Annotated in this window: 24 protein-coding genes and 1 pseudogene; 9 read left to right on the top strand and 16 right to left on the bottom strand. The window is 70.7% G+C overall.

Annotated elements, in window-relative coordinates; genetic code table 11:
• Positions 1-2 precede the first annotated feature (2 nt).
• Together AC3ERS_RS17190 and AC3ERS_RS17185 are read left to right on the top strand one after the other, a co-directional pair.
• Positions 3-608 carry a DUF8020 domain-containing protein gene (locus tag AC3ERS_RS17190; RefSeq protein WP_431968606.1) on the top strand — a complete coding sequence of 202 codons (606 nt, stop codon included), beginning with the start codon at positions 3-5 and terminating at the stop codon, positions 606-608.
• Positions 605-1354: a cobalt-precorrin-6A reductase gene (locus AC3ERS_RS17185; RefSeq protein ID WP_431969089.1), complete on the top strand. Its 750-nt coding sequence runs from the start codon at positions 605-607 to the stop codon at positions 1352-1354. The genes AC3ERS_RS17190 and AC3ERS_RS17185 overlap by 4 nt, the downstream gene beginning before the upstream one ends.
• Here the strand turns inward: AC3ERS_RS17185 and AC3ERS_RS17180 are convergent, their stop codons facing one another.
• The 5 genes from AC3ERS_RS17180 to AC3ERS_RS17160 all read right to left on the bottom strand — a co-directional run bounded on the left by AC3ERS_RS17180 (position 1355) and on the right by AC3ERS_RS17160 (position 5363).
• Positions 1355-1879, bottom strand: coding sequence for a PadR family transcriptional regulator (locus tag AC3ERS_RS17180; RefSeq protein WP_431968604.1), 525 nt, complete (start codon positions 1877-1879; stop codon positions 1355-1357).
• Between the two features lie 70 nt (positions 1880-1949).
• Entirely contained in the window at positions 1950-2555 is a 606-nt protein-coding gene (locus AC3ERS_RS17175; RefSeq protein ID WP_431968602.1) for a TetR/AcrR family transcriptional regulator, read from the bottom strand.
• A gap of 91 nt (positions 2556-2646) precedes the next feature.
• Positions 2647-4197, bottom strand: a complete 1551-nt coding sequence (cobJ, locus tag AC3ERS_RS17170; protein ID WP_431968600.1) for a precorrin-3B C(17)-methyltransferase — start codon at positions 4195-4197, stop codon at positions 2647-2649.
• Positions 4194-4829 carry a precorrin-8X methylmutase gene (locus AC3ERS_RS17165; RefSeq protein ID WP_431968599.1) on the bottom strand — a complete coding sequence of 212 codons (636 nt, stop codon included), beginning with the start codon at positions 4827-4829 and terminating at the stop codon, positions 4194-4196. The genes cobJ and AC3ERS_RS17165 overlap by 4 nt, the downstream gene beginning before the upstream one ends.
• Before the next feature lie 96 nt (positions 4830-4925).
• A complete protein-coding gene (locus AC3ERS_RS17160) occupies positions 4926-5363 on the bottom strand; it encodes an Lrp/AsnC family transcriptional regulator (protein WP_431968597.1) in 438 nt (145 codons plus the stop codon).
• A 135-nt stretch (positions 5364-5498) separates the two neighbouring features.
• Here AC3ERS_RS17160 and ddaH point away from each other — a divergent pair, with 135 nt between their 5' ends.
• A complete protein-coding gene (gene ddaH / locus AC3ERS_RS17155) occupies positions 5499-6344 on the top strand; it encodes a dimethylargininase (protein ID WP_431968595.1) in 846 nt (281 codons plus the stop codon).
• A 262-nt stretch (positions 6345-6606) separates the two neighbouring features.
• Here the strand turns inward: ddaH and cobG are convergent, their stop codons facing one another.
• Positions 6607-7788, bottom strand: a complete 1182-nt coding sequence (gene cobG / locus AC3ERS_RS17150; RefSeq protein WP_431968593.1) for a precorrin-3B synthase — start codon at positions 7786-7788, stop codon at positions 6607-6609.
• 98 nt (positions 7789-7886) lie between these two features.
• Here cobG and AC3ERS_RS17145 point away from each other — a divergent pair, with 98 nt between their 5' ends.
• The 3 genes from AC3ERS_RS17145 (at position 7887) to AC3ERS_RS17135 (ending at position 12977) form a co-directional block, all read left to right on the top strand.
• Positions 7887-8324 (top strand): nuclear transport factor 2 family protein, encoded by a 438-nt coding sequence (locus tag AC3ERS_RS17145; RefSeq protein WP_431968591.1) that lies wholly within the window; start codon positions 7887-7889, stop codon positions 8322-8324.
• A gap of 163 nt (positions 8325-8487) precedes the next feature.
• On the top strand, positions 8488-12144 hold the full coding sequence (gene cobN / locus AC3ERS_RS17140) for a cobaltochelatase subunit CobN (RefSeq protein WP_431968590.1): 3657 nt from the start codon (positions 8488-8490) through the stop codon (positions 12142-12144).
• 323 nt (positions 12145-12467) lie between these two features.
• Positions 12468-12977, top strand: coding sequence for a DUF8020 domain-containing protein (locus AC3ERS_RS17135; protein WP_431968588.1), 510 nt, complete (start codon positions 12468-12470; stop codon positions 12975-12977).
• 544 nt (positions 12978-13521) lie between these two features.
• Here AC3ERS_RS17135 and AC3ERS_RS17130 read toward each other — a convergent pair.
• Positions 13522-13971, bottom strand: coding sequence for an SgcJ/EcaC family oxidoreductase (locus AC3ERS_RS17130; protein ID WP_431968586.1), 450 nt, complete (start codon positions 13969-13971; stop codon positions 13522-13524).
• A gap of 386 nt (positions 13972-14357) precedes the next feature.
• On the opposite strand from AC3ERS_RS17130, the gene AC3ERS_RS17125 reads away from it, so the two are divergent.
• From AC3ERS_RS17125 to AC3ERS_RS17115, 3 genes and pseudogenes are all read left to right on the top strand, one after another.
• Positions 14358-14759 (top strand): Dabb family protein, encoded by a 402-nt coding sequence (locus AC3ERS_RS17125; RefSeq protein WP_431968584.1) that lies wholly within the window; start codon positions 14358-14360, stop codon positions 14757-14759.
• Between the two features lie 14 nt (positions 14760-14773).
• Positions 14774-15057, top strand: a pseudogene (locus AC3ERS_RS17120) (ABC transporter substrate-binding protein); the annotation flags it as partial.
• Between the two features lie 43 nt (positions 15058-15100).
• Positions 15101-15739: a P-loop nucleotide/nucleoside kinase family protein gene (locus AC3ERS_RS17115; RefSeq protein ID WP_431968582.1), complete on the top strand. Its 639-nt coding sequence runs from the start codon at positions 15101-15103 to the stop codon at positions 15737-15739.
• 11 nt (positions 15740-15750) lie between these two features.
• Here AC3ERS_RS17115 and AC3ERS_RS17110 read toward each other — a convergent pair whose 3' ends face one another.
• From AC3ERS_RS17110 to AC3ERS_RS17070, 9 genes are all read right to left on the bottom strand, one after another.
• A complete protein-coding gene (locus AC3ERS_RS17110) occupies positions 15751-16800 on the bottom strand; it encodes an ABC transporter ATP-binding protein (protein WP_431968580.1) in 1050 nt (349 codons plus the stop codon).
• Positions 16797-17609 (bottom strand): molybdate ABC transporter permease subunit, encoded by an 813-nt coding sequence (gene modB / locus AC3ERS_RS17105; protein ID WP_431968578.1) that lies wholly within the window; start codon positions 17607-17609, stop codon positions 16797-16799. The genes AC3ERS_RS17110 and modB overlap by 4 nt, the downstream gene beginning before the upstream one ends.
• Positions 17606-18388 (bottom strand): molybdate ABC transporter substrate-binding protein, encoded by a 783-nt coding sequence (gene modA, locus AC3ERS_RS17100; RefSeq protein ID WP_431968576.1) that lies wholly within the window; start codon positions 18386-18388, stop codon positions 17606-17608. Before modA ends, modB begins: the two co-directional genes overlap by 4 nt.
• Entirely contained in the window at positions 18388-18786 is a 399-nt protein-coding gene (locus AC3ERS_RS17095) for a TOBE domain-containing protein (RefSeq protein ID WP_431968574.1), read from the bottom strand. Before AC3ERS_RS17095 ends, modA begins: the two co-directional genes overlap by 1 nt.
• Positions 18787-19060: 274 nt before the next feature.
• Entirely contained in the window at positions 19061-19324 is a 264-nt protein-coding gene (locus tag AC3ERS_RS17090) for a helix-turn-helix transcriptional regulator (protein ID WP_431968572.1), read from the bottom strand.
• A gap of 152 nt (positions 19325-19476) precedes the next feature.
• On the bottom strand, positions 19477-20811 hold the full coding sequence (locus AC3ERS_RS17085) for a hypothetical protein (protein WP_431969087.1): 1335 nt from the start codon (positions 20809-20811) through the stop codon (positions 19477-19479).
• On the bottom strand, positions 20811-21194 hold the full coding sequence (locus AC3ERS_RS17080) for a hypothetical protein (protein WP_431968570.1): 384 nt from the start codon (positions 21192-21194) through the stop codon (positions 20811-20813). Before AC3ERS_RS17080 ends, AC3ERS_RS17085 begins: the two co-directional genes overlap by 1 nt.
• A complete protein-coding gene (locus AC3ERS_RS17075) occupies positions 21191-21382 on the bottom strand; it encodes a hypothetical protein (RefSeq protein WP_431968568.1) in 192 nt (63 codons plus the stop codon). Before AC3ERS_RS17075 ends, AC3ERS_RS17080 begins: the two co-directional genes overlap by 4 nt.
• Positions 21379-23229, bottom strand: a complete 1851-nt coding sequence (locus AC3ERS_RS17070; RefSeq protein WP_431969085.1) for a hypothetical protein — start codon at positions 23227-23229, stop codon at positions 21379-21381. The genes AC3ERS_RS17075 and AC3ERS_RS17070 overlap by 4 nt, the downstream gene beginning before the upstream one ends.
• Positions 23230-23467 lie beyond the last annotated feature (238 nt).

Below are 23467 nucleotides of genomic sequence, written 5' to 3'. Positions count from 1 at the left end.
ATATGAAGTACAAGAAATTCGCCGCCACCGCTCTGCTGGCCGTCGCCGCCACTGGTGTCACCGCGGGCACCACCTACGCCGCCCCCGCCGACGCGCCTGCCGTGCAGGAGCAGGCCGCGCTGTCGGCGCAGGGCGTCGACCAGGGCGTCGGCTACACCGCGGCGCTCGCCGACGCGGGCAAGTCCATCGTCACCACGGTGACCGGCGGCGCGTTCTCCTTGGACGCGGACGGCAAGGCCGTCACGCTGAAGAACGACGCGGGCGAGGTCGTCACCTCGATCCCGCTCGCCGCGCGCGAGGCCAGCAACGGCGCCGCGGTGGAGATCGCCGCCGCGCTCGACGCCACCGGCCAGACCCTCACGCTGACCCCGAAGGCCGACGTGGTCGCCGTCCAGGACGTCAGCGCGCAGGAGTGGTTCTTCGCCGAGTTGCAGCGCGCCTCGCTCGGCGCTGCCGTCGGCGCCGTGATCGGCGGTCTGATCGGCCTGCTCGGTCTGGTCGTCGGCGTCATCCCCGGCGCCATCATCGGCGGCGTGATCGGTCTGCTGGTCGCGGGCGGCCCGTCGCTGCTGAACGCGGGCATGGCCTACTTCAGCGGTCAGCCCTGAGAACTCTGATTCTGGGCGGCACCGGCGAAGCCCGGCAGCTGGCCCACATCGCTTCCGGCGAGCGAGGATTCGACATCGTCTCCTCGCTCGCCGGTCGTGTTCGCGACCCGCTGCTGCCGGAGGGCGAGGTCAGGATCGGCGGCTTCGGCGGCGTCGCGGGGCTGCGGGAGTGGTTGGTGGCCAACGGGATCGAGAGCATTGTCGATGCCACCCATCCCTTCGCCGCCACCATCACCGCGAACGCGGCCGCCGCCGCGCGGGACGCGGGCGTGCCGCTGGTTCACCTGCGGCGGCCCGGCTGGTCCGAAGTTCCGGGTGACCGATGGATTCGCGTGCCCGATCCGGCCGCCGCGGCCCGCGCGCTTCCGGAGTTGGGTGAGCGCGTGTTTCTCACCATCGGCAGGCAGGGCGTCGGCGCGTTCGCCGGTCTCACCCGGCAGTGGTTCCTCATCCGCGCCATCGATCCGCCCGAGACCGAGCTGCCGCCGCGGCACGAAGTGCTGCTGGCCCGAGGGCCTTTCACGGTCGACGAGGAGTCCCGGCTGCTGGCGAGCCGTCGCATCGACGTGCTCGTGACCAAGGACAGCGGCGGCGATCGCACCGAGGCCAAGCTGACAGCGGCCCGCGCGGCGCACCTTCCGGTGGTCGTGATCGATCGGCCGCCACTGCCCGCGGGCGCCGAGGTCGTCGACACGGTGGCCGAAGCCTGGGAATGGTTGCGGGCCAGGGCATCCGGCGCGCGGTGATCAGCGCCCGAGCAGCCCGGGCAGCCGGTCGAACCAGGCGAGCACCGCGCGCTCGTAGCCGATGCCGAACTCGAGGGTGGCCCGCTGGTGCGGCCGCCGGGGGGCGCCCTCTTCCTTCAAGTAGTGGTCGAGGCGGCGCTGGTGCACCTCGCGATTGGCCGCGATGATCCGGTCGAGATGCTCGGCGTCCAGGTGGTCCCCGAAGGACATGGTGAGCAGCAGCGGCACCCGGATGGTCTCCGCGCCGGGATCGCGGGTGACCCATTCGAGAAACGCCTCCCGGCCCGCGTCGGTGATCCGGTAGGGAGTGCGTTCCCGCGCGCCGGTCTCGCCCTTCACCACCAGTCCCGCCGCGTCCATGGCCGCGAGCTCGCGATACACCTGGCTCTGTGTGATGGTCCAGAAATCGCCGATCCGGTCCTGCGCGAGCGTCACCAGGTCCCAGCCGGACATCGGCCCCTCGTGCAGAAAGCCCAGCAGCGACGCGGCCGTCGAATTCAACGGTTTGCGCCGGATCGTGGCCATTGGTCGCTCCCTTCTCGACATTCCATAGTGGAATGTTAGCGGAACGATCCCGCTGCCGGTTGTCGTGTCGTCATTCGCCCGGTCGGGCGGCGCCCGGTCCGGGTATGCGTCGGAGCAGGTGGTCGAGCAGGTCGGTCGCCGTCTCGTTGGTGTGAACCCCGGCCGCCATAGTCTGCGTGAGCGCGGCGGCGGCGAGCACGATCAGGGTGGCGTCGCGCTCGGCGTCGGCCGAATCGGCCGCCCGGCGGAGCTGATCGGCGACCGCGGTGACCAGCCATCGCGTGCCGCCGAGGGTTTCGTCCATCGACAGTCCGGACCCGGCGAGACTGGCGGCCTGGAAGGCGCCGAGCACGACGGTGTCCTGTCGCCGCGCCTCGTTCATCGGGAGCAACTCCTCGAGCATCGCGTAGATGACATCGCGCGGTTCGGCCGCCTCGCCGAGTGCGGCGAACCGCTGGGCGAAGCGGACGCTCGCGTCCGCGCTCACCGCGAGGTGGGTGGCGCGCAGGAAGTCCTTCTTGGTGCCGAAGTAGTACTGCACCAAGCGGACCGAGATTCCGGCTTCCGCGGCCACCGACTGGAAGGTGGCGGACTCCAGTCCGCCGCGCGCGATGACGCGCCGCGCCGCGTCGGTGATCTCCCGCCTGCGCTGCTCGTGATCCACCAGCCGCGGCACCGCGGTCTCCTTTCGTCCCGTCGAAGAGGCTTATGGTACGCGGCGATCACGAGTGCTGGTATGCGCATACCAGATAGGGCTCACCCGCTGGTCACGGCCGGTGGTAGCGCCGCGAGGTGTAGACGCGGGTTCCGTGCGCGGTGTCGACCACGGCGGTGGTGGACGCGCCGATGATCAGCAGGGTGCGCATGTCCACGTCGGCCGGATCGAGATCGATGAGCGAGACGACCCGCACCGACTCGGTGGGCCCTCCGACATCGCGGCCGAGCACCACCGGAGTGTCGGGCTTGCGGTGCTCCAGCAGCAGATCGCGCATCGCGCCGACCTGCCAGGTGCGATGCGAGGACGCCGGATTGTACACCGCGATCGCCATATCGGCCGAGGCGACCGCCGAAAGGCGTTGCGCGACAACCTCCCACGGCTTGAGCCGGTCGGAGAGCGAGATCATCGCGTAGTCGTGTCCGAGCGGCGCACCGACCCGGCTGGCCACGGCATTGGCCGCGGTGAGGCCGGGCAGCACCCGCACCGGCACGTCCTGCCACTGCGGATCGGCGGATTCCTCGAGCACCGCGGCCGCCATCGCGAACACGCCCGGATCGCCGGAGGAGACCACCGCGACTTTGGCGCCGCGCTTGGCCAGATCCAAAGCCATGGCGGCGCGTTCGGATTCCACGCGGTTGTCGCTGGCGTGCCTGCGCTGGCCGGGACGGTGTGGAACGCGGTCGATGTAAGTGGTGTAGCCGACCAGATCGGTGGCGGCGGCCAGCGCCTCGCGCACCTCCGGCGTCGTCCAGTCCGCCGCGCCGGGTCCGAGGCCGACGACGACGACCTCGCCGGGCGAATTCGCTTCCGCGGGAACAGTCGTGGAGTTCGCGTCCTTTTCTTCCTTCGCCGCGGCGATTCGCGGCAGCGGCGTGGTCGGTCGCGGGCCGGGCACCAGCGTGATCGAGAAGTACGGCACGTCGGCGTCGTTCACCTCGGCGGCGGTGCGCACTTGCTCGCGGTCGGTGCTCGCCCGCTCCACGTAGTAGGCGTCGTCGAGCCGTCCCGCGTCCGAGAGTGCCTGCCGCACACCCGGATACGTCCGGCCGAGCTTCATGATGGCGGCGGCGTCGGTGTCGCGCAGGCGGCGGGTGAGCTCCTCGGTCGGCATGGTGCCGGGGAGCACGGTCAGCACCTGTTCGCCCTCCACCAGCGGGGTGCCGAGCGCCGCCGAGGCCGCGCTCACGGAGGTGATGCCGGGAATGATCTCGGCGTCGAAGCGGTCGGCCAGCCTGCGGTGCATGTGCATGTAGGAGCTGTAGAACAGCGGATCACCGGCCGCGAGCAGGGCGACCGACCGGCCCGCCGCCAGGTGCGCGGCCAGCCGTTCGGCGGCCTGTTCGTAGAACTCGTCGATCGCGCCCTGGTAACCGCCGGGATGGTCGGTGGTCTCCGTCGTCACCGGGTAGACGAGGTGTTCCTCGAGCTGGCCGGGCCGCATGTAGGGCGCGGCGATGCCGCGGGAGATGCTGCGGCCGTGCCGCGCGGAGTGGAAGGCGATCACGTCGGCGGCCGCGATGACGCGCGCCGCCTTGACCGTCACCAGCTCGGGGTCGCCCGGCCCGAGCCCGACGCCCCACAGTTTGCCCGCTGTACTCATTCCGCCTCGCTCGCAATCGCATTCAGTGCCGACGCGGTGATGGCGCTGCCGCCGCGTCTGCCGCGCACCGTCAGGTATTCGACGCCGCCGTAGGCCGCCAGCGCGTCCTTGGACTCGGCGGCGCCGACGAAACCGACCGGAATGCCGAGGATCGCGGCCGGGCGCGGGGCGCCCGCGTCGAGCATGTCCAGCAGGTGGAAGAGCGCGGTCGGCGCGTTGCCGATGGCGACCACCGCGCCGTCCAGCCGGTCGCGCCACAGCTCGAGCGCCGCGGCCGAGCGGGTATTGCCCAGTGCCGCGGCCAGTTCCGGCACGCGGGGGTCGGCGAGGGTGCAGATCACCTCGTTGTCGGCGGGCAGTCTTTTGCGCGTCACGCCGGAGGCGACCATGGTGGCGTCGCAGAGGATCGGCGCGCCCGCGTGCAGCGCCGCCCGTGCGGCCGCGACGACGCTGGGGGAGAAGGCGATGTCCTCGGTCAGGTCCACCTGGCCGCAGCCGTGGATCATGCGGACGACCACCCGCGCCACGTCCGCCGGGAACGCGCTCAGGTCCGCTTCCGCGCGGATCGTCGCGAACGACTGCCGATAGATCTCGGCCCCGTCGGTGAGGTAGCTGGTGCGCACGTCGGACATGGGCACCACCCTAATGGGGCGTCCGAACCGACCTCGCCGACAGCCCGCGCAGGGCGGCGGAGCCACGCCTGGGCGAGCGCGCCCGCCGGTCGCGGGTCAGGTGCGCGGCCGTTCGAGGATGCGGGACATGACGATCGCGCTGCGGGTGCGCCCGACGCGCGCGTTCTCCCTGATGCGTTCCACGGTCGACTCGATCTCGGCCATGTCGGTGGCCATCACGTGCACCAGCGCGTCGGCCTCGCCCGCGATCGTCCAGACGCCCACCACCTGCGGAATCGGCTCCAGGGTGCGGCGCAGCTCGGCCGGGGTGATGTTGTCGCGGTAGTACACCTCGACGTAGGCCTCGGTGGTCCAGCCCAGCGCCGCCGGGTTCACCAGCGCCGTGAAGCCGGTGATCTGTCCGCTGGCGACCATGCGGTCCACCCGGCGCTTGACCGCGGGCGCGGAGAGGCCGACCGCGGAGCCGATCTCTTGGAAGGACGCGCGGGCCGAGCGCAACAGATGGCCGAGGATTCGGCGGTCGGTATCGTCCACGTCACATCATCCTCCGCTCGGCGCAATGATCCGCCGTATGTACGGCGATCTGCGCAACGATTCGGCGTTCCTGACGCAATGGTAGGCCGTTTACCTTCGGATCAGCCGAATCCGCGCCTGACTCCGGGAGCCACGATGACCTCAGTAGCTACCCTCCAGACCACCGAGCCGACCCCCGCGCGCCGACCCGCGCCGCGCCGGTTCGTGATGTGTCGCCCCGACCATTTCGACGTCCGGTACGCGATCAACCCGTGGATGGATCCGAACGCTCCGGTGAACCGCGCACTCGCGCTCGCCCAGTGGGACACCTTGCGCGAGACCTTCGAGCGCCACGGGCACCGGGTCGACGTGGTCCCCGGCGAACCCGGGCTCCCCGACATGGTGTTCGCCGCCAACAGCGGCCTCGCCGTCGGCGACCGGATCATGTCGGCGCGCTTCACCCACGTCGAACGCGCCGCCGAGGGACCCGCCTTTCACCGCTGGTTCACCGGACGCGGCGGCGTCCAGGTCGTGGCGGCGGCGGAATTCAACGAGGGCGAAGGCGATTTCGCCTTGATCGGCGGACGCTTCCTGGCGGGCACCGGCTTCCGCAGTTCCGCGGCGGCCCACCGCGAGGTCGAGTTGCACTTCGAAATCCCGGTGATCTCACTGGAATTGGTGGACCCGCGGTTCTACCACCTGGACACGGTCCTGATGGTCCTCGACGACGCCACCATCGCCTACTACCCGCCCGCCTTCGACGAAACCAGCCGCACCGTCCTCGCTGGCCTGTTCCCCGACGCCATCGAGGCGACCGACGCGGACGCGGCGGCCCTCGGGCTGAACGGCGTCTCCGACGGCTACCACGTCTTCCTGAGTCCGCAGGCCACCGACCTCGCCACCGCCCTCCGCGCCCGCGGCTACCTCCCGGTCCCGGTGGACGTCTCGGAGCTGTTGAAGGCGGGCGGCGGGATCAAATGCTGCACCTTGGAGTTGCATTGACCCCGAGTGGCTGGAGCCGAAATCGCGTGCGGCACAGCCATTGCATCAGGACCTCCGACTCGGCGTCACGATCGCGTGCGGCATCGCCGATTCCGGATTCGGCGGAAGTCCAACCCGGCGACCACGGCCGCACGCCGGAATGGGCTCGGCGCCACCGCAGACGCGGCTGGTTCCGGGCAGGGGGTGCGATCAGTCGACGCGGTAGCCGTCGTGAGTTGTCGCCGCGGCGGTGAGGTCGCCGTGTGGTCGGTAGCCGTGTGACTCAGTCGACCCGATAGCCGTCGGGAGTCGCCACCACGTCGGTGACCTCGCCGCGCGGGCGTCCGCAGCGGCGGTCGCAGCCGGACCAGTGCTGGCGGCCCGCGACCCTGACCTCTTCGGCGGGGACGGCCTGCTCGTGCGCGGTGTCGGTCGACGCGCCCTCGGCAAGCACGCGGCCGGATTCGACGGCGGCGGTGACATCGGCGCGCACGTCCGTGAGCGACTTCGCGCAGCCGGGCTGTCCGGCGCAGGCGCTGACGTGCAGCCAGGGGGAGGCGGCGTCGAAGATCAAGCCCATCGGGGCCAGGACGCGCACCACCTGTTCGGCGGCCCACTCGTCGAGGTCGGCGATGACCAGGCTGCGCCACGGCGTGACGATCACCGGACGTTCGATGGCCGCGACGAATTCGGCGACGCGGGCGTCGAGCGCGCCGAGCCGCACGCCCGCGCCGAGCGCGACCAAGCCGTCGTCCTGGTTCAGCCAGCCGATCGGAACATCCTGGACGGGGAGGATTTCCACGCGCTCCGCACCGGGAGCCAGACCGAGCGACTCGACGATTCGGGCCGGGCCGTCCGCGATCTCGTGTAGCCGCCACTGCCCCGAGCTCACCTCGAGGAAACTCGCCGACGCGGCCAGCACGATATCGACGGCCTCTGATCCGGCGACACGGACGCGGGTGTCGGCCCCAGCCAGCAGCAGTGCGAACTCGTCGGGACCGACCGCGTGGACGCCGATGTCGCCATCCAGTGCGCTGACGTCGCCGCGTCCGTCGTCGAGCGTGAACAGGACCCGCCCCGGCAGTTCCGCCAACCGGGCCTCCGCGCACAGCCGGGCGTCGAGCGCGCCGACCAGCCCGCGCACGTCCGCGAGTCCGCCGACCCGCCCGGACAGCGGCGAGGCCACGATGTTGCGCACCCGCTCGTGTGTCCGGCTCGGCAGCAGTCCGGCGGCGGTCGCGCGCGCGGTCAGCTCCGCGGCGTCGCGCACCTGCCGCAGCTGGAGATTGCCGCGAGAGGTGAGTTCGATCGCGCCGTCGCCGAGTTCGCTCGCCGCGGCGGCCAAGGCCAGCACCTGCTCCGGCGTGAGGCGTCCGCCGGGCACCCTGATGCGCGCGAGCGGTCCGTCGGCGGCCTGATGGAGCCGGAGCACGCCGGGGCAGGAATCGGGGGCGGTTCTGGTCATAGCTCCTTCAGCCTACGTGCGCGACCGCGCCGCGAGATCGCGCCTCGTGGGGGAATTCACCGAGCGCGGTGACCCGCGCGATCGATAGGGTGGCGGACATGACCGATTTCTCCGATGTCGCAGATCGTTTGGCGATCATCGACCTCGCCACCCAGATGTTCGTCTACTGCGACCAGAAGCGCTGGGACGATCTGGCCGAGGTGTTCACCGCGAAGGTCGATTTCGACGGCGGTTTCGGCGACCCCGCCGCGTCGCGCCCTGCCGCCGACATCGTCGCCGACTGGCGCGCGGGCCTCGGCGACCTCGACGCGATCCACCATCAGGCGGGCAACTACCTGATCGATCGCGACGGCGACACCGCCGACGTGCACGCGGACTCCATCGCCGTGCACGTGAAGAACGACGCCGCCAACGGCAAGACCCGCACCTTCGTCGGCAGCTACGACCTCGGCGTCGAGCGCACGCCCGCGGGCTGGCGCATCAACAGGTTCCACTATCTGCTCAAGGTCGTCGACGGCAACGCCGACCTGTCCTGAACCGGGGGTGCGGCGGTCCGCACCGGGCCGGGTAGCATCGGCGTGCTCGGCGGGCGACGAGGAAACCGGTGCAATTCCGGTGCGGTCGCGCCACTGTGAACAGCCAGACCCTCTCCGGCGAGCACCACACCCCGATGGGCGCGTCACCCGAGGAAGGTCACCCGTGATCCTGCTGCTGTCCACGTCCGACACCGATCTGCTCAGCGCGCGCGCCAGCGGCGCGGACTACCGGCTGGGCAATCCCGCCCGCCTGCTGGTCGACGACCTGCCCGGGCTGCTGGACGGAGCCGATCTCGTGGTCGTCCGCATCCTCGGCGGCAAGCGCGCCTGGGAGGACGGGCTTGCCGCGCTGCGTGACAGCGGCGTGCCGACGGTGGCGCTCGGCGGCGAGATCGCGCCGGACGCCGAGCTCATGGAATGCTCCACGGTGCCGGGCGGCGTCGCGGCCGACGCGCACAACTACCTGGCCGCGGGCGGTCCGGAGAACCTGCGGCAGCTGCACAACTTCCTGTCCGACACGGTCTTGCTCACCGGCCACGGCTTCGCGCCGCCGGTGCAGCTGCCGAGCTGGGGCGAGCTCGAGCGCGCGGCCCGTCACCCGGCGCCCGTCGCCGGTGTGCCGACCGTCGCGGTGATCTACTACCGCGCCCAGCATCTGGCGGGCAACACCGGCTACGTCGACGCGCTGTGCGCCGCGATCGAGGACGCGGGCGCGCGACCGCTGCCGCTGTACTGCGCCTCGCTGCGCACCGCCGAACCCGAGCTGCTGACCACGCTGCGGCAGGCCGACGCGCTGGTCGTCACCGTGCTCGCCGCGGGCGGCACCAAACCGGCCACCGCGTCGGCGGGCGGCGACGACGAGGCGTGGGACGTCGGCGCGCTCGCCGACCTGGACGTGCCGATTCTGCAGGGCCTGTGCCTGACCAGCGGCCGCGACCAGTGGGAGGACAACGACGACGGCCTCTCGCCGCTGGACGTCGCGACCCAGGTGGCCGTACCGGAATTCGACGGTCGCATCATCACGGTGCCGTTCTCGTTCAAGGAGTTCGACGCCGACGGCCTGTCCACCTACGTCCCCGATCCGGAGCGGTCCGCGCGGGTCGCGGGCATCGCGACGCGGTACGCGCGGCTGCGCCACATCCCGGCCGCCGAGAAGCGGCTGGCCGTCGTGCTCTCCGCCTATCCCACCAAGCACGCCCGCATCGGCAACGCCGTCGGCCTCGACACCCCTGCGAGCGCCATCCGGCTGCTGACCGAATTGCGCTCCGCCGGTTACGATCTCGGCGACTCAGGGGAGATTCCCGGGCTGGACGAGCGCGACGGCGACGCCCTGATCCACGCGCTCATCGCGGCGGGCGGCCAGGACCCGGACTGGCTCACCGCCGAACAGTTGGAGGGCAACCCGATCCGCATCGGCGCCGCCACCTACACCGCGTGGTTCGAGACCCTTCCCGAGGACCTGCGCGAGGCCGTCGTCGAGGCGTGGGGCCCGCCGCCCGGCGAGCTGTACGTCGACCGTTCGGCCGACCCGAAGGGCGAAATCGTCATCGCCGCACTGCGTTTCGGAAACGTGGTGCTGATGGTGCAGCCGCCGCGCGGCTTCGGCGAGAACCCGGTCGCGATCTACCACGATCCCGATCTGCCGCCCAGCCACCACTACCTGGCCGCCTACCGCTGGCTGGCGGCGCCCCAGGCCACGGGCGGTTTCGGCGCGGACGCCATGGTGCATCTCGGCAAGCACGGCAACCTGGAGTGGTTGCCGGGCAAGACCCTCGGCATGTCGGCCTCGTGCGGCACCGACGCGGCGCTGGGCGATCTGCCGCTGATCTACCCGTTCCTGGTCAACGATCCCGGTGAGGGCACCCAGGCCAAGCGCCGCGCGCACGCGACCCTGGTCGACCACCTCATCCCGCCCATGGCGCGCGCCGAAAGCTACGGCGACATCTCGCGATTGGAGCAACTGCTCGACGAGCACGCCAATATCTCCGCCCTCGACCCGGCCAAGCTGCCCGCCATCCGCCAGCAGATCTGGACGCTGATGCGCGCGGCCAAGATGGACCACGACCTCGGGCTCACCGAACGCCCGGACGAGGAGTCCTTCGACGACATGCTGTTGCACGTCGACGGCTGGCTCTGCGAGATCAAGGACGTGCAGATCCGCGACGGACTGCACGTCCTCGGCCAGGCGCCCGTCGGCGAGGGCGAACTCGACCTGGTGCTGGCGATGTTGCGCGCCCGGCAGCTGTGGGGCGGCGAGGTGTCGGTGCCCGGCCTGCGAGAAGCGTTGGGACTGAACGAATCCGGCGGCGAGGCCCGCGAGCGGGTCGACCTGATCGAGGGCAGGGCGCGCGAGCTGCTCGGCGCGTTGCAGGCCGCCGAGTGGTCGGTCGACGCGATCGACGGACTGGTCGCGGACTTCGCGGGCGCCCTGGCGCCCTCGGGGGCGGCGGCCGTCGCAGGCGCGGAGCCCGGCACGGCAGGCGCGGTGCGGGCCGTACTGCGGTTCGCCGCCACCGAAGTGGTGCCGCGCCTGCGGCAGACCGGTGTCGAGATCGAGCGGGTGCTGCACGCCTTGAACGGCGGATTCGTCCCGGCGGGCCCGAGCGGTTCGCCGCTGCGCGGCCTGATCAACGTGCTGCCCACCGGCCGCAATTTCTACTCTGTCGATCCGAAGGCAGTGCCGTCGCGGCTGGCCTGGGAGACCGGGCAGGCCATGGCCGAATCGCTGGTCGAACGCTATCGGGCCGATCACGGTGAATACCCACGCTCGGTGGGGCTTTCGGTGTGGGGCACCTCGGCCATGCGCACCTCCGGCGACGACATCGCCGAGGTCTTCGCCTTGCTCGGCGTGCGCCCGGTGTGGGACGAGGCCAGCCGTCGCGTCACCACCCTCGAGGTGATCCCGCTGTCCGAGCTCGGCAGGCCGCGCATCGACGTGACCGTGCGCATCAGCGGATTCTTCCGCGACGCCTTCCCGCACGTGCTCGCCCTGCTCGACGACGCGGTCCGGCTGGTGGCCGATCTCGACGAGCCCGCGGAATCGAATTACGTTCGCGCGCACGCCCAGTCGGATCTCGCCGAGCACGGCGACGCCCGCCGCGCCACTACCCGCATCTTCGGCTCCAAGCCCGGCACCTACGGCGCGGGCCTGCTTCAGCTCATCGATTCCAAGAGCTGGCGCACCGACGACGATCTCGCGCAGGTCTACACCGCGTGGGGCGGCTACGCCTACGGTCGCGATCTCGACGGCGCTCCTGCCGCCGACGACATGCGCTCGGCCTACCGCCGAATCACCGTGGCCGCCAAGAACACCGACACCCGCGAGCACGACATCGCCGACTCCGACGACTACTTCCAATACCACGGCGGCATGGTCGCCACCGTACGCGCGCTCACGGGCAAGAACCCGGAGGCCTACATCGGCGACAGCACCCGGCCCGACGCGGTGCGCACCAGGACGCTGTCGGAGGAGACCTCGCGGGTGTTCCGTGCCCGCGTGGTGAACCCCCGCTGGCTGGAGGCGATGCGCAGGCACGGCTACAAGGGCGCGTTCGAGATGGCGGCCACCGTCGACTACCTGTTCGGCTATGACGCCACCACCGACGTCGTCGCCGACTGGATGTACGAAAAGCTCACCGAGAGCTACGTTTTCGACGACGTGAACCGCAAGTTCATGGAGCAGTCCAACCCGTGGGCGCTGCACGGTATCACCGAACGGCTGCTGGAGGCGGCCGAGCGCGGCATGTGGGCCGCCCCCGAGCCGGAGACGCTGGACCGGTTGCGCCAGGTGTACCTGGAGACCGAGGGCGAGCTCGAGTAGCCTCGGCGTCGTGCGGGCGGACCCGGTTATGATCAGGTCCGCCCGCCACCGATGCCGTGGTATACCACCGCAAAACGACGCCTCGGTTTTTATTGTGCCGCATGTTGTTTCGTTCCAGTTATCGGTGGATTCGAGCGCGCAAATACCATCGACCAGAATTGGCAACCCCCCAATTCCAGGGCCGATTCGCTGATCTTGCAACACAATTCGGTCTCGTCATTCTATCGACACCGAGAGCGCCCATGGCGCATCATTATCGATGTCCCTAAAGCCGATTCTCGGGGCACACAATATTCGGATCGGCCGGATGATGGAGATTCATCATGATCAAAAAGTTGATAGCGGCCGCGGTGCTGACCGTTGCCGCGACCACCGGCATCGCCACCGCGACCGCCAACGGCTCGCCCGGCGGCGTGGTGGCGGGGGTGGACCGGGGGGTCGAGTACACGGCCTCGGTGGCGCCGGATCGCTCGGGTGCCACGCTCACCCTCGCGTCCGGGACCTTCGAGGTCGCGCCGGACGCGGTGCTGGTGCACGCGCCCGACGGCACGGTGATCGGCAGCCTGCCGACCACGCTGCACACCGTGGCGGGGCAGCAGGTGCAAGTCGCGTCGGTAATCGACGCGAGCGCAACGGAATTGACGCTCACCCCGGTGAGCGGCCCGGTCCGGCCGGAACTGGCGTTCATCGGCGATGCGGGAACGACGATCGGTGGTATCGCGATCGGCTGTGTGATCGGCGCATTGATCGGCGCGATCTTCCTCATCCTTCCCGCCATTCCCGGCTGCATCATCGGCGCCGTGATCGGCGGGATCATCGGCGCGAACGCCTGAGCCGAGCAATCGCGGGGGGAACGGCCCCGCGACCACCGGCGGCCCGTCCTGGACGAATTCCGGACGGGCCGCACTCACGCCCTCGCAATTTCCGGACATCCCGCTTTTCATTTCCGCGGAAAATCGGTTCGCGCGGACTCTCGAAACGCTGCATGGGCGATACGGCATCTGCGCGGCGTGTCGAGTCTCTGCGGGAAGCCCGCCTCGCCGAGGGGTGGGGGCGGCCAGGTCTGCCCCGGGTTCGCGGGGAGGGCGCGGCGGGTGCCGATGGCGGCGGTGAGCGGCGGAAATGCGTCGAAAATTGGGGTGTCCAGCTATTGACTAGCGGGGAAAACCGAGGACGATAGGTTGTATACCGGAAACACCGAAGAAGAGTCGTACAAACGGCGGAGACGTCCAAAGAATGTAGTGACAAATCTTCAAGATCCGGCTAGGCCCCCGGCAAGCCAGTCGAAGACCGGAGTCGTCAGCGACGACTGAGACTCATGGAAATCGATGGAGACTACCGGGGACTGTTCTGTTCGGGGGTTGTTCGCCCCGCTCCTCATCCGGCCTTCGGAACGAGCGTGTTGTGCCGCGCCGCCGTCCACCACCGGCCGTTCTCCTTCACCAGGACGTACAGCGCGACCATCGCCGGGTCGTGGTCGATCGGCTCGCCGTCCGTCGTGATCGCCCGCGCCGCCTTGTGCGCGACGGCGACATCGGGGCGCAGGAAGACGATGTCGGTCACCTCGTACCTCGCGTACTCGTCTTTCAGGAACCCGGCCAGCCCCTTGCGCCCCGCGTCGAGCAGCGCCTCCCGTCCGGTGATCACCGTGCCCATCGCGTTCCCCGCCGACGCGTTGGCCGTGAACCCGCTGACCATCAGCTCCGCGTCCTTGTTGTTGAAGCCCTCCTCCACATCGGCCACCAATCGCTTGATTGCGGCGATGTCCTCGGTGTGATCCACGGTCGTGTCCTCGACCACCGGCGATTCGTCTGTCGTTGCGTCCATGGCCGTGAGCTTCGTACCCGAACAAAGGTTCAGGTCAAATCGGCGGAGGAAGCTCGCCGACTCTGGCCGAAAAGAGCAGGTTCTGGCCACTGGGCTCATGGTTGTCGGTGCCGCGGCCTCCGTACCGTGAGTGGCCGGCAGCACAGCGTGGGTTCGGCACGAGGAGATATCACCGATCAGGGAAGTTCGGCGCGCTCCAAGCGCGCCTCACCGATGCCGCCGAGTCGCTGCGCGCGGTGCGGCGACCGCACCAGACGGCGTCCTCAACCTGGCTCGGCCCGATCGGATCCTGCGCCTGGCCGCGGACAACAAGACCTACGGTCCGCAGGCGTCGCTGATCCTGGCGGCGGCTCGCGCTACGACCTGTCCGCGCTGAGGAGATTGTCATGATCGTTCACCTGCTGCGTTTCGCGTTCCGCGACGAGGCGACGGAGGAGCGGAAAGCGGACGTCCTCGCCGCGATGCGGCGCACGGCGGGGGTGGAATCGGTGTCGTTCTCGGCGGTCGGGCAGCACCTGGGAGATCCGACGGCGGGGTACACGCACAGCTACTGCGTCGGCATCGCCGACCTGGCGGCGCTCGAGCGCTACATGCACGACCCGGTGCACCTCGCGGGCGATCCCGGCATCATTCCGCACCTGGCCAAGCTCGCGATCGGCCCGGACGTCTCCGACGACATGGATCCGGAGCTCGGCGCCAAGATCATGGCCATGCACGAACGCAAGCTCGCGATGTACCCGGAGTGGGCTCGGCTGATGGAGTCGATCCCGGAAGTGCTCGTCGCCTAGGAAATCCCGCTCTCGAATCGGACGCGTGGATCACCGCCCACCCGCGGGCCGCCGCGCAGTATTTCGTCGACGACGCGGTCGCCCGCGGCGGGTCCGCCGACCTGGACGCGTGGGAGGCGGCGTTGCGCGGCAGGCCGTTCGGCGTCCGGTCGGCCACCGAAGCGTTCCTCGACGAGCAGCAGCGCGCCGCCGACCTGCTGGCCGCCGACGGGCTGCCGCCCGCCACGGTACGGTGCGCGACGCGGTGCTGCCGTGGATCGGGGAGGTCGTCGCCGACACCGAGGCCGCCGCGGTCTGAGCCCGCGCGGTCGACCGGCTCGGACGGTTGTCGAGCCGCCGCGATGTGGTGGACTGGAGCGATGCTGGAGAACCGCGATCAGCTGGACGTGCGCGTGCCGACGCCTGTGCGGGAGCGGCTGCGCCCGGTGGCCGAGGCCCTTGGGCGCCGCGGGCTGGTACTGCTCTGCGGCTTCCCCGCCTCCGGGAAGTCCACGGCCGCAGCGTATCTGCGCGCGCTGTGCGGCGCCGTGGTGCTGGACAAGGACCGCTTCGTGCCGCTGCTCGAGGAACAGGTGATGGAGCAGTTGACCGGCGACCGCAACGACCGCGATTCCGACACCTATCGGACGCTGATCTCGCCCGGCCTGTACGAGGGACTCATCCGCACCGGATTGACTGCCGCCGCCGCCGCGCCGGTGGTGCTGGACGCGCCGTTCCTGTCCACGATCCGCAACGCCCACGCCGCCGGGCGCACCCTCAGCGAGTACGTGCGCGGCTATCCCGAGGCGGCGCGATCGATGCCGATCGTCACGGTGTGGCTGGACACCCCTGCGGATCGGATCAGGGCGCGGATGATCGCGCGGGGCGCCGACCGGGACGCGCCCAAGCTGGCCGAGTGGGAGGCGTACCGGTCCGCCGTGCTCGAGTCGGGGACCCGCGAGAAGGCTTGTCGCGCCTGCGATGTCGTGATTCCCAGCTGACAGCCCGAAGCTCAGGCCGGATACGTCCGCGCCTCGGTGGCCTTGACCGCAGCCCACAGGCGCAGGCCGGGTCGCAGGCGCAGTTCGGCGACCGTGGCCGGGGTGATATCGGCGAGCACGGGCGGGTGACCGTCGAGGCGGACGCGGGTGGTGTGGGCGTGCTGTTCGATGCCGCCGATGGTGACCGGCCAGGTGTTGCGCGGGCTGCCCTCGGGGCGTTCCAGGTGCAGGCTCACCGCGTTCGGCGGGAAGGCGACGTGGACGCGTCCGTCGGCGGGTTCGGCGACGGTGAGCTCGCCGCCCTCGTCGAGTTCGACGGTGAGCTCGCGGGCGGCGCCGCGATACAGGTTGAGGCCCACCAGATTCGCCACGTAGTCCGAGCGTGGTTGCCTGGCGACCTCGGCGGGCGGCCCCTGCTGCACGACCCGGCCGTGTTCGAGGATGATCAGCCGGTCGGCGAGCACCATGGCGTCGAGCGGGTCGTGGGTGACGAGCACCGTGTGGCCAGGGTAGTCGCGCAGATGGTGGGCCAGATCGGAACGCACCTGGAGCCGGGTGCTCGCGTCGAGCGCGGCGAGCGGCTCGTCGAGCAGCAGCAGCCGCGGGTCGGTGACCAGCGCGCGGGCCAGCGCGACGCGCTGAGCCTGACCGCCGGACAGCGCGCGAGGTTTACGGTGCGCGTGCTCGGCGAGCCCGACCCGGTCGAGCCATTCGGCGGCGCGCTGCCGGGCTTCGGCGCGACGGTGGCCGCGGGCGCGCAGGCCGAAGGCGACGTTGTCCAGCGCGGAGAGGTGCGCGAAGAGCAGGTAGTCCTGGAACACCACGCCGACCTCGCGGCGTTCGGCGGGCACGAACACCGACGGCGGCGCGTCCCAGGTGCGCTCGCCGAGCCGCAGGTGTCCATCGGTCACCGGGAGCAGGCCGGCCAGCGCCCGAAGCGCGGTGGTCTTGCCCGCGCCGTTCGGCCCGAGCAGCGCCACCACTTCGCCCGGTTCGGCCGCGAGCGCGAGGTCGAGGCTGAATGCGCCACGGGTGACGCGTATTTCGGCGTCCAGCGTCACAGCGCACCTCGGATCCAGCGCTCCCGCAGCGCGACGAGCACACCTACCGAGACCACTAGCAGCACCAGGCTCAGCACGATCGCCGCGTCCGGATCGGTCTCCAGCGCGAGGTACACCGCCAGCGGCATGGTGGTGGTCTTGCCGGGAAAGTTGCCCGCGAAGGTGATCGTCGCCCCGAATTCGCCGAGCGCGCGGGCCCAGCAGAGCACCGCGCCCGCGACCACGCCGGGCAGCACCGACGGCAGCGTGACGCGGCGGAAGGCGTACCAGCGCGACGCGCCGAGGGTGGCGGCGGCTTCCTCGAACCGCACATCCGCGGCGCGCAGCGCTCCCTCCACGGAGATGACCAGGAACGGCATCGCCACGAAGGCCTCGGCCACCACCACGCCCGCCGTCGTGAACGGCAGCGAGACGCCGAACCAGTCGTAGAGGTACCGGCCGGCCAGCCCGCGCCTGCCGAGCACCAGCAGCAGTGCGACACCGCCGACCACGGGCGGCAGCACCAGCGGCACGGTGACGAGCGCGCGAATCAGCCCGCGGCCGGGCACTTCCCCGCGAGCGAGCAGCCAAGCGAGCGGAATACCGAGCAGCAGGCAGACGACCGTGGCGAGGCTCGCGCAGAACAGCGAAAGCCGCAGTGCCTCACCTACTTCGGCGCTGAACAGGCGTTCCGGCATGGTCTGCCACGGCGCCCGCAGCAGCAGCCCTGCCAGCGGGACGAGCAGGAACAGCAACCCGCAGACGGCGGGCAGCACCAGGACGAGCGGTCGCCGCCCGCGGACCGCCCGCCGTCGTGCGGGTGCGGTCACGGTGTGTCGAAGCCGGCCTGCGCGAACACCGCCTTGGCCTTGTCCGACTTGACGAAGTCCACGAAGGCCTGCGCCGCGGCCGGGTTGGGAGACTCGGCCAGCGGCGCGACCGGGTAGTCGTTGACCGCCTTGTCGGCCTCCGGGAAGTCGATGCTCTCCACCTTGTCGCTCGCGGCCCGCACGTCGGTGCGGTAAACGAGCGCGGCGTCGACTTCGCCGAGCGTCACCTTGGTCAGCACGGCCTTGACGTCGGGTTCGCGGGTGTCGGGCTGCGGAGTGACGCCCGCGGCTTCGAAGACCTTCTGCGCCGCGGCCCCGCACGGCACCTGCTCGGCGCACAGCGCGAGCTTGGGTTCGGACTTGCCGAAATCGGTCAGCCCGGCGATGTGTCCTGGATTGCCTTTCGGCACCGCGATCGTCAGCCGGTTGCGCACGAAGGTGGACGGCGTCGCGGTGACCTCGCCCTTGTCGACGACCTGCTGCATGTTCTTCGGCGCCGCCGAGGCGAACACGTCGGCGGGGGCGCCCTGGTTGATCTGCTCGGCGAGCGCGGAGCTGGCCCCGAAGCTGTAGACGACCTTGACGCCCGGATGTGCGGCCTCGAACTGCTTGCCGAGTTCGGTGAAGGTCTCGGTGAGCGAGGCGGCGGCGAAGACGGTCACGGTGCCGGTCACGGAGTCACCCGTGGCCGGTGCGTCGTCGGAGCCGCAGCCCGTCAGAGACGCGAGTACGAGCGTCGCGGTGACCGCGCTCACCGTGCGAAACAGTGTCATCCTCATCAACTTTCCGGTATTTCGACAACGACGTGCGTGGACTTCACCGACGCGACGGCGACGCTGCCGACCTCGAGCCCGAGCTCGTCGACCGATTCACGGCTCAGCAGCGAGACCAGCCGGAACGGCCCGGCCTGCATCTCGACCTGGGCCATGACCGTGTCCTTGACGATGCGGGTCACGATGCCGCGCATACGGTTGCGGGCGGACGCCGCCACGGTGACGCCGGGCGCGGGCGCCTCGGCGTTGGCGCGCAGGAATTCGGCGAGATCGCGGCCGTCGACGCCCTTGCGCCCGTTGTCGAGCAGGATCGCGGGCAGTCGCCCCTGATCGATCCACCGCCGCACGGTGTCGTCGCTGACGCCCATGAGGGCGGCCGCCTCGCTGATCCGCAGATTCGCCACGGTCGGGAGTTTATTGCCGCATTCGCGGAAAGGGAAACCGAACCGGCCGCGAACCCGCCGCGGCTGAGTCCGGGCGTCCGTAGGGGTTCGCTCGGTCGTCCCTGAATCAGTCGACGGTGCGTTACGGGCGCGCGCTCGACGAGATCGTTCGGCAGGGCCGACGGCTATGTGCCGATCGGGGACCGGCTGGAGCAGTCGAAGTCGGAGCTCTTCGCCGTCGCCCGCCGCACGCTGGGCACCCTGGAAGTCTCGGGCCCCTCGAATCGATAGCGGCTCAGGCTGATTCGGCCAGCCCAGCCGATCGCCACGTGTCGGCGAGTTCCTGGAGCGGAAGGTCGAGTGCCTGGCTCAGTGCGACCACGGTCCCGAACGCGGGCGACGGCAGCCGACCGGTCTCGATCTTGCGCAGCGTCTCCGGCGAGATCCCCGCCGCGGTGGCCACCTCGGTGAGATCGCGCGGGCCGCGGGCCGCGCGCAGCAGAGCGCCCAAGCGGCGGCCCGCCTCGATCTGGGCGGGCGTCAGCGGCAAACGAACCATGCGCCCCAGGGTAGATGCGGTATTTAAATACCGCAATCTCGAAAGCGGCCGGGCCATCGGTGCGCCGGTCGACCCTGCGGTGGAGATCCTGCCGAAGCCGGTGTTCGAGCCGGGCCGGACGATGACGACCGACATCGCGCGTCCGCGGCGGGTCAGGCCTCGAACAGCAGGTACAGGCCGGTGAAGGTGAAGCCGATCATGGTCAGCATCAGCGCCAGCTGACCGGTGAGCCGGTGCGCGGGAGGCAGCAGCCGCAGGCAGCGATCGTGGGCCGCGGCGACGCCGAGGATGTGACCGGTGAGCACGGCGAGCACCTTGAGGCTGGCCAGCACAGCGGGGTGGGTGGACAGGATGTAGTGCACGTCGAGGTCGGCCAGCCCGAGGATGTTCCATCCGCGCTGGAAGGGGTCGGCGCACAGGATCAGCGTCGCCTGCCCCTTCTCGACGAGAAAGCTGAGGTAGTGCGCGATCAGGTAGCCCGCCACGATCGGGGTGAGGCTGTGCGCGAGCCGCCTCGGCAGCAGCGCCCGTTCGGGTTTCGTGAGGCCGCCGGTCGCCCGGGCCGCCAGACCGAAGACGCCGCCGACCACGGCGATGAACCCGAGCAAGCCCGCGGTGCGCAGCAGCGTGGTCGCCAGGGTGGAGTCGCCGCCCACCCGATCGAGGAAGTCACGCCACCCGGCGAACATCGAAAAGCTGTCGAAGGCAGTGGATCCCAGCAGCGTCGCCGCCACCGCGACCGAACCGGCCAGTGCGGGCGTGCCCGCGAGATTGTTCAGCGGCCACCGCAGCACCGGGACGCCGGTCTCGCGGCGGGCGAAGGGACTCAGCCGCGCCAGCAGACTGCTGTACACCTCGAGCGGATCGCCGTGTTCGGCCCACGCCGTGCCGAAAACCACGAGGCCCGCGGTTCCGGCGATCAGGTAGCCGAGAAACCAGATCGTCACGGCGAGTACCGAACCCGGTTCGGGGAACGCCAATTCCAGCCACACGAAGGAGAACAGGCCCAGCGCCGCGGGACGGTTGCCCCACGCTTCGGGATAGCGCAGCGGCCCGTACTCGGGCGGCCGCCCCGTCACCCGGCAGATCGAGCGGTGCAGTGCGCGGGTGGGGGAGAGGATCTTCCACACGGGCCCCAGCGCCAGCGAGGCCACCATCACCCCGACCCACACGAAGATGTAGACGATCCCCGGCACCGGATTGCGCGCCGAGTCGGACGTACCGAAGAGCCCGGCGACCAGGACCGCGAGCGCGCCGAGCAGTCCGATGCCGCCCAGCATGGTGCGCACCGCAGTGGAATCGACCACGGCGCGCGCGAACCCGGGCAGCGGCGCGCCGGGCGAATCCGGATCCAGTCGCGGCTCGCGCCACGCGAAGGCCAGCACGGCGAAGGAGAACGTCAGGGCCCAGGCGGCGCCGATCAACGCGTAGGACAACGGAATCGGCAGATCGGTCGCACCGGAGATCCCGTGCGCGCTGATCTCGATCACGGGCGAACGACGACCGTGGCGACGGTCTTGTGCGCGTGATGCAACTCGACCTCGACCCGGCCCGGCACCTCCACCGTGAACCGGAAGCGCTGACCGGCCCCGGGGCGGACCACGAAGGTGTACTCCGGCGTGGCGTGCACGTGGAGTTCGTCCTCGGAGTCACTGTCGACGACGAGATCGATCGGCTGGCCGACCTTCGCGTCCCTGCGCGCGTTGACGGGACTCACCGTCCCGTTCGCGATACGGAACTCCACGACGACGGCGTCGGCTTCGGCGGTCGCGCTCACGCCCGGCTGCTTCGTGCTGTCCTCCGCGGAACAGCCGAGCGCGGCGGCCACCACCGCGAGGGCAACCGCCGCGTCTCGCCAGGTGCGAGTCATCGGGTCTCCTCGTCGCCGCTCGCGGGGGACTTCTCGTTCGGTTGGCCCTCGCGCCGCTCGGCGCGGCGGTCGCGCACCGCGATGAGCACGATGATGCCCACCACGGCGAGCGCGGGAAGGAAGGCGGGGATCGCCAGCAGAACGGAATGGTCCGCCAGCAGGTCCACGCCGTCGCCGGGCGTGGTCATCCCGCCGTCACCGGCGCGGTCGCGTCGGTCCGGGCGGTGATGGAGTAGCGGTCGTTGATCCGCGCCGCGCCCCAGGACAGCGCGCCGATGAGGATCGCGCTGCACACCAGCACGACCAGCGAGGCCGCGCCGAACAGCCAGTCGGGGTGATCGAACGAACGCTCCCGCTGAAGCACCGTGATCTCGGCGACGAATGGGCGGGTGAACTCCGGCGGAGCGGCGACCTCCGCCGCGCCGATACCGGCGTCGTAGGGCATGAAGATCGGCAGCGCGGTCAGCGTGCGGCCGTCCTGCAGGCGCAGCACGGTCTTCCATGATCCGTGCGCCGGAACGGGTTTCGTCGAGACGTAGTGGCCGTCGCCGACTCGCCGCAGCTGATCGACGACCAGGCCGCGGCCGGGGCTGTCCGACCCGACGCCGCCCTGCCAGGCCAGGATCTGCAACCACTCGGGATCCGAGCCGACCAGGTCGGCCGGGTCTAGTCGCACATCGGCGGTCACCATGCGGCCGCCGTCGACGGGCTCGGCGTCGCGCAGCGCGACGGTGGCGCTCGCCTGATCGGGGACGCGAACGATCAGGCCGTTGGTCGTGGCGGCGGCGACGATCAGCACCGCGGCGACCATCATGGCGCGGCGCACCGGCGGGCGCGGCAGCGGCTCCGCGCGCAGCACCATGCCGAGCAGCGCGCCGACGACGCCGCCCGCGATGCCGGTCGGCACGCTCATCGCCAGCAGTTCCGGCCACATCGCCGCCGGCCACGGATCGACGAATACGGCGTCGACCCACCGGGATTCGAGCCAGACGCCGACGGTGGCCACCGCGAGGCCCGCCGCCGCGCCCCACCAGAGCGGCTTGCGCGCCAACGGGAGCAGGGCGAGCAGTTCCACGACGACGGCGGCGCCGAGGTAGAGCGGGAAGACGTTGCGCGGCGCGTCGATGATCGGCCCGCCGACCAGGAATGCCACCACCCCGCGCACGACCGCGGCGAAGCCGACCACCACGAAGGTGCTGAACGCGCCCAGCGTCGCGCGAGCGGCGACCAGCGAGACGGTGGCGGCCGCGACGATCAGCATCGGTTGCAGCACCAGCCGGAACTGTTCGACGCCGAAATCGAATTCCACCTGGAACACCGAGAGGCCGATGATGAGGCCGCCGAACGCGAACGCGCGCAGCGTCCAGATCAGGCGTCCGTCCGCGCGATCCGGGTCCGGCCGGTTGCGGCTGCCCTCGAATTCCAGCAGCAGCACGCCGACCAGGGAAAGCCCTGCGCCGCCGATCAGCATGAGGTGCGTGGGTCCCCACAGCGTGACGTCCTGGCCGAACATCCTGTGCCAGATGTCGTCGAGCGGAAACCCGATGAGCGCGTAGAGGCCGGCGCCCGCGATGAGGATGCCGCCGACGGGCGCGTACCAGGTGCGCGTGATCCGCACCGCCGCCGCGCCCGGCTTCTCGTCCATGGGCAGCACGATCGCCAGCATTCCGGCGGTGAACAGGAAGAACAGGCCGGCCAGGATGAAGTAGTGCGCCGGATTGGCCAGCGGTCCCTCGTCGCGGCCGTTGCCGACGTGCAGGCTGACGTCCCAGATGAAGCCGAGCAGCGCGGTGAGGATGGTGGCGAGGAACATCACGATGGGCAGGGCCACCCAGCCGGGCCGGTTGAAGACGGCGCCGATGCGGTCGGCCAGTGCGCCGAGCCAGGTGATGCGTCGAGTCCGGTGCAGGTACCCGACCCAGAGCAGGGCGAGCGCGATCAGGCCCGCGGAGCCGGTCATGATCGCCACCCGATCCAGCGCCGCGCCGCCGCCCTCGGTGCCGGGCGCGGCGAGCCGTCCTATCGCTTCGTGCATCGTGCCGGACACGACAACCTCCAACCGCACTGAGTTTACACTCGTAGCCGTATTAATGTTACGAAAGGTAGCACACATAAACGGTGGTGTGGTGTGCTTGCGTCGCCGTACCGGGAGTTGGCAGTTCGGACCCGTTTCCGTCGATGCCGGAACGGGGCGGGGGGGGGGGGGGGGGGGGGGGGGGGGGGGGGGGGGGGGGGGGGGGGGGGGGGGGGGGGGGGGGGGGGGGGGGGGGGGG

The organism is Nocardia sp. bgisy134, assembly GCF_057708325.1.
This window is presented reverse-complemented; position numbering and strand designations above follow the sequence as displayed.

Excerpts from the sequence above, each read along its gene's own strand:
- AC3ERS_RS17090 (WP_431968572.1), bottom strand. The coding sequence starts at position 19,324 with ATGGTTCGTTTGCCGCTGACGCCCGCCCAGATCGAGGCGGGCCGCCGC.
- AC3ERS_RS17125 (WP_431968584.1), top strand. The coding sequence starts at position 14,358 with ATGATCGTTCACCTGCTGCGTTTCGCGTTCCGCGACGAGGCGACGGAG.
- AC3ERS_RS17180 (WP_431968604.1), bottom strand. The coding sequence starts at position 1,879 with ATGGCCACGATCCGGCGCAAACCGTTGAATTCGACGGCCGCGTCGCTG.
- AC3ERS_RS17135 (WP_431968588.1), top strand. The coding sequence starts at position 12,468 with ATGATCAAAAAGTTGATAGCGGCCGCGGTGCTGACCGTTGCCGCGACC.
- modA (WP_431968576.1), bottom strand. The coding sequence starts at position 18,388 with ATGAGGATGACACTGTTTCGCACGGTGAGCGCGGTCACCGCGACGCTC.
- AC3ERS_RS17145 (WP_431968591.1), top strand. The coding sequence starts at position 7,887 with ATGACCGATTTCTCCGATGTCGCAGATCGTTTGGCGATCATCGACCTC.
- ddaH (WP_431968595.1), top strand. The coding sequence starts at position 5,499 with ATGACCTCAGTAGCTACCCTCCAGACCACCGAGCCGACCCCCGCGCGC.
- AC3ERS_RS17080 (WP_431968570.1), bottom strand. The coding sequence starts at position 21,194 with ATGACTCGCACCTGGCGAGACGCGGCGGTTGCCCTCGCGGTGGTGGCC.
- AC3ERS_RS17115 (WP_431968582.1), top strand. The coding sequence starts at position 15,101 with ATGTGGTGGACTGGAGCGATGCTGGAGAACCGCGATCAGCTGGACGTG.
- AC3ERS_RS17130 (WP_431968586.1), bottom strand. The coding sequence starts at position 13,971 with ATGGACGCAACGACAGACGAATCGCCGGTGGTCGAGGACACGACCGTG.
- AC3ERS_RS17075 (WP_431968568.1), bottom strand. The coding sequence starts at position 21,382 with ATGACCACGCCCGGCGACGGCGTGGACCTGCTGGCGGACCATTCCGTT.
- AC3ERS_RS17190 (WP_431968606.1), top strand. The coding sequence starts at position 3 with ATGAAGTACAAGAAATTCGCCGCCACCGCTCTGCTGGCCGTCGCCGCC.
- cobJ (WP_431968600.1), bottom strand. The coding sequence starts at position 4,197 with ATGAGTACAGCGGGCAAACTGTGGGGCGTCGGGCTCGGGCCGGGCGAC.
- cobG (WP_431968593.1), bottom strand. The coding sequence starts at position 7,788 with ATGACCAGAACCGCCCCCGATTCCTGCCCCGGCGTGCTCCGGCTCCAT.
- AC3ERS_RS17070 (WP_431969085.1), bottom strand. The coding sequence starts at position 23,229 with ATGCACGAAGCGATAGGACGGCTCGCCGCGCCCGGCACCGAGGGCGGC.
- AC3ERS_RS17165 (WP_431968599.1), bottom strand. The coding sequence starts at position 4,829 with ATGTCCGACGTGCGCACCAGCTACCTCACCGACGGGGCCGAGATCTAT.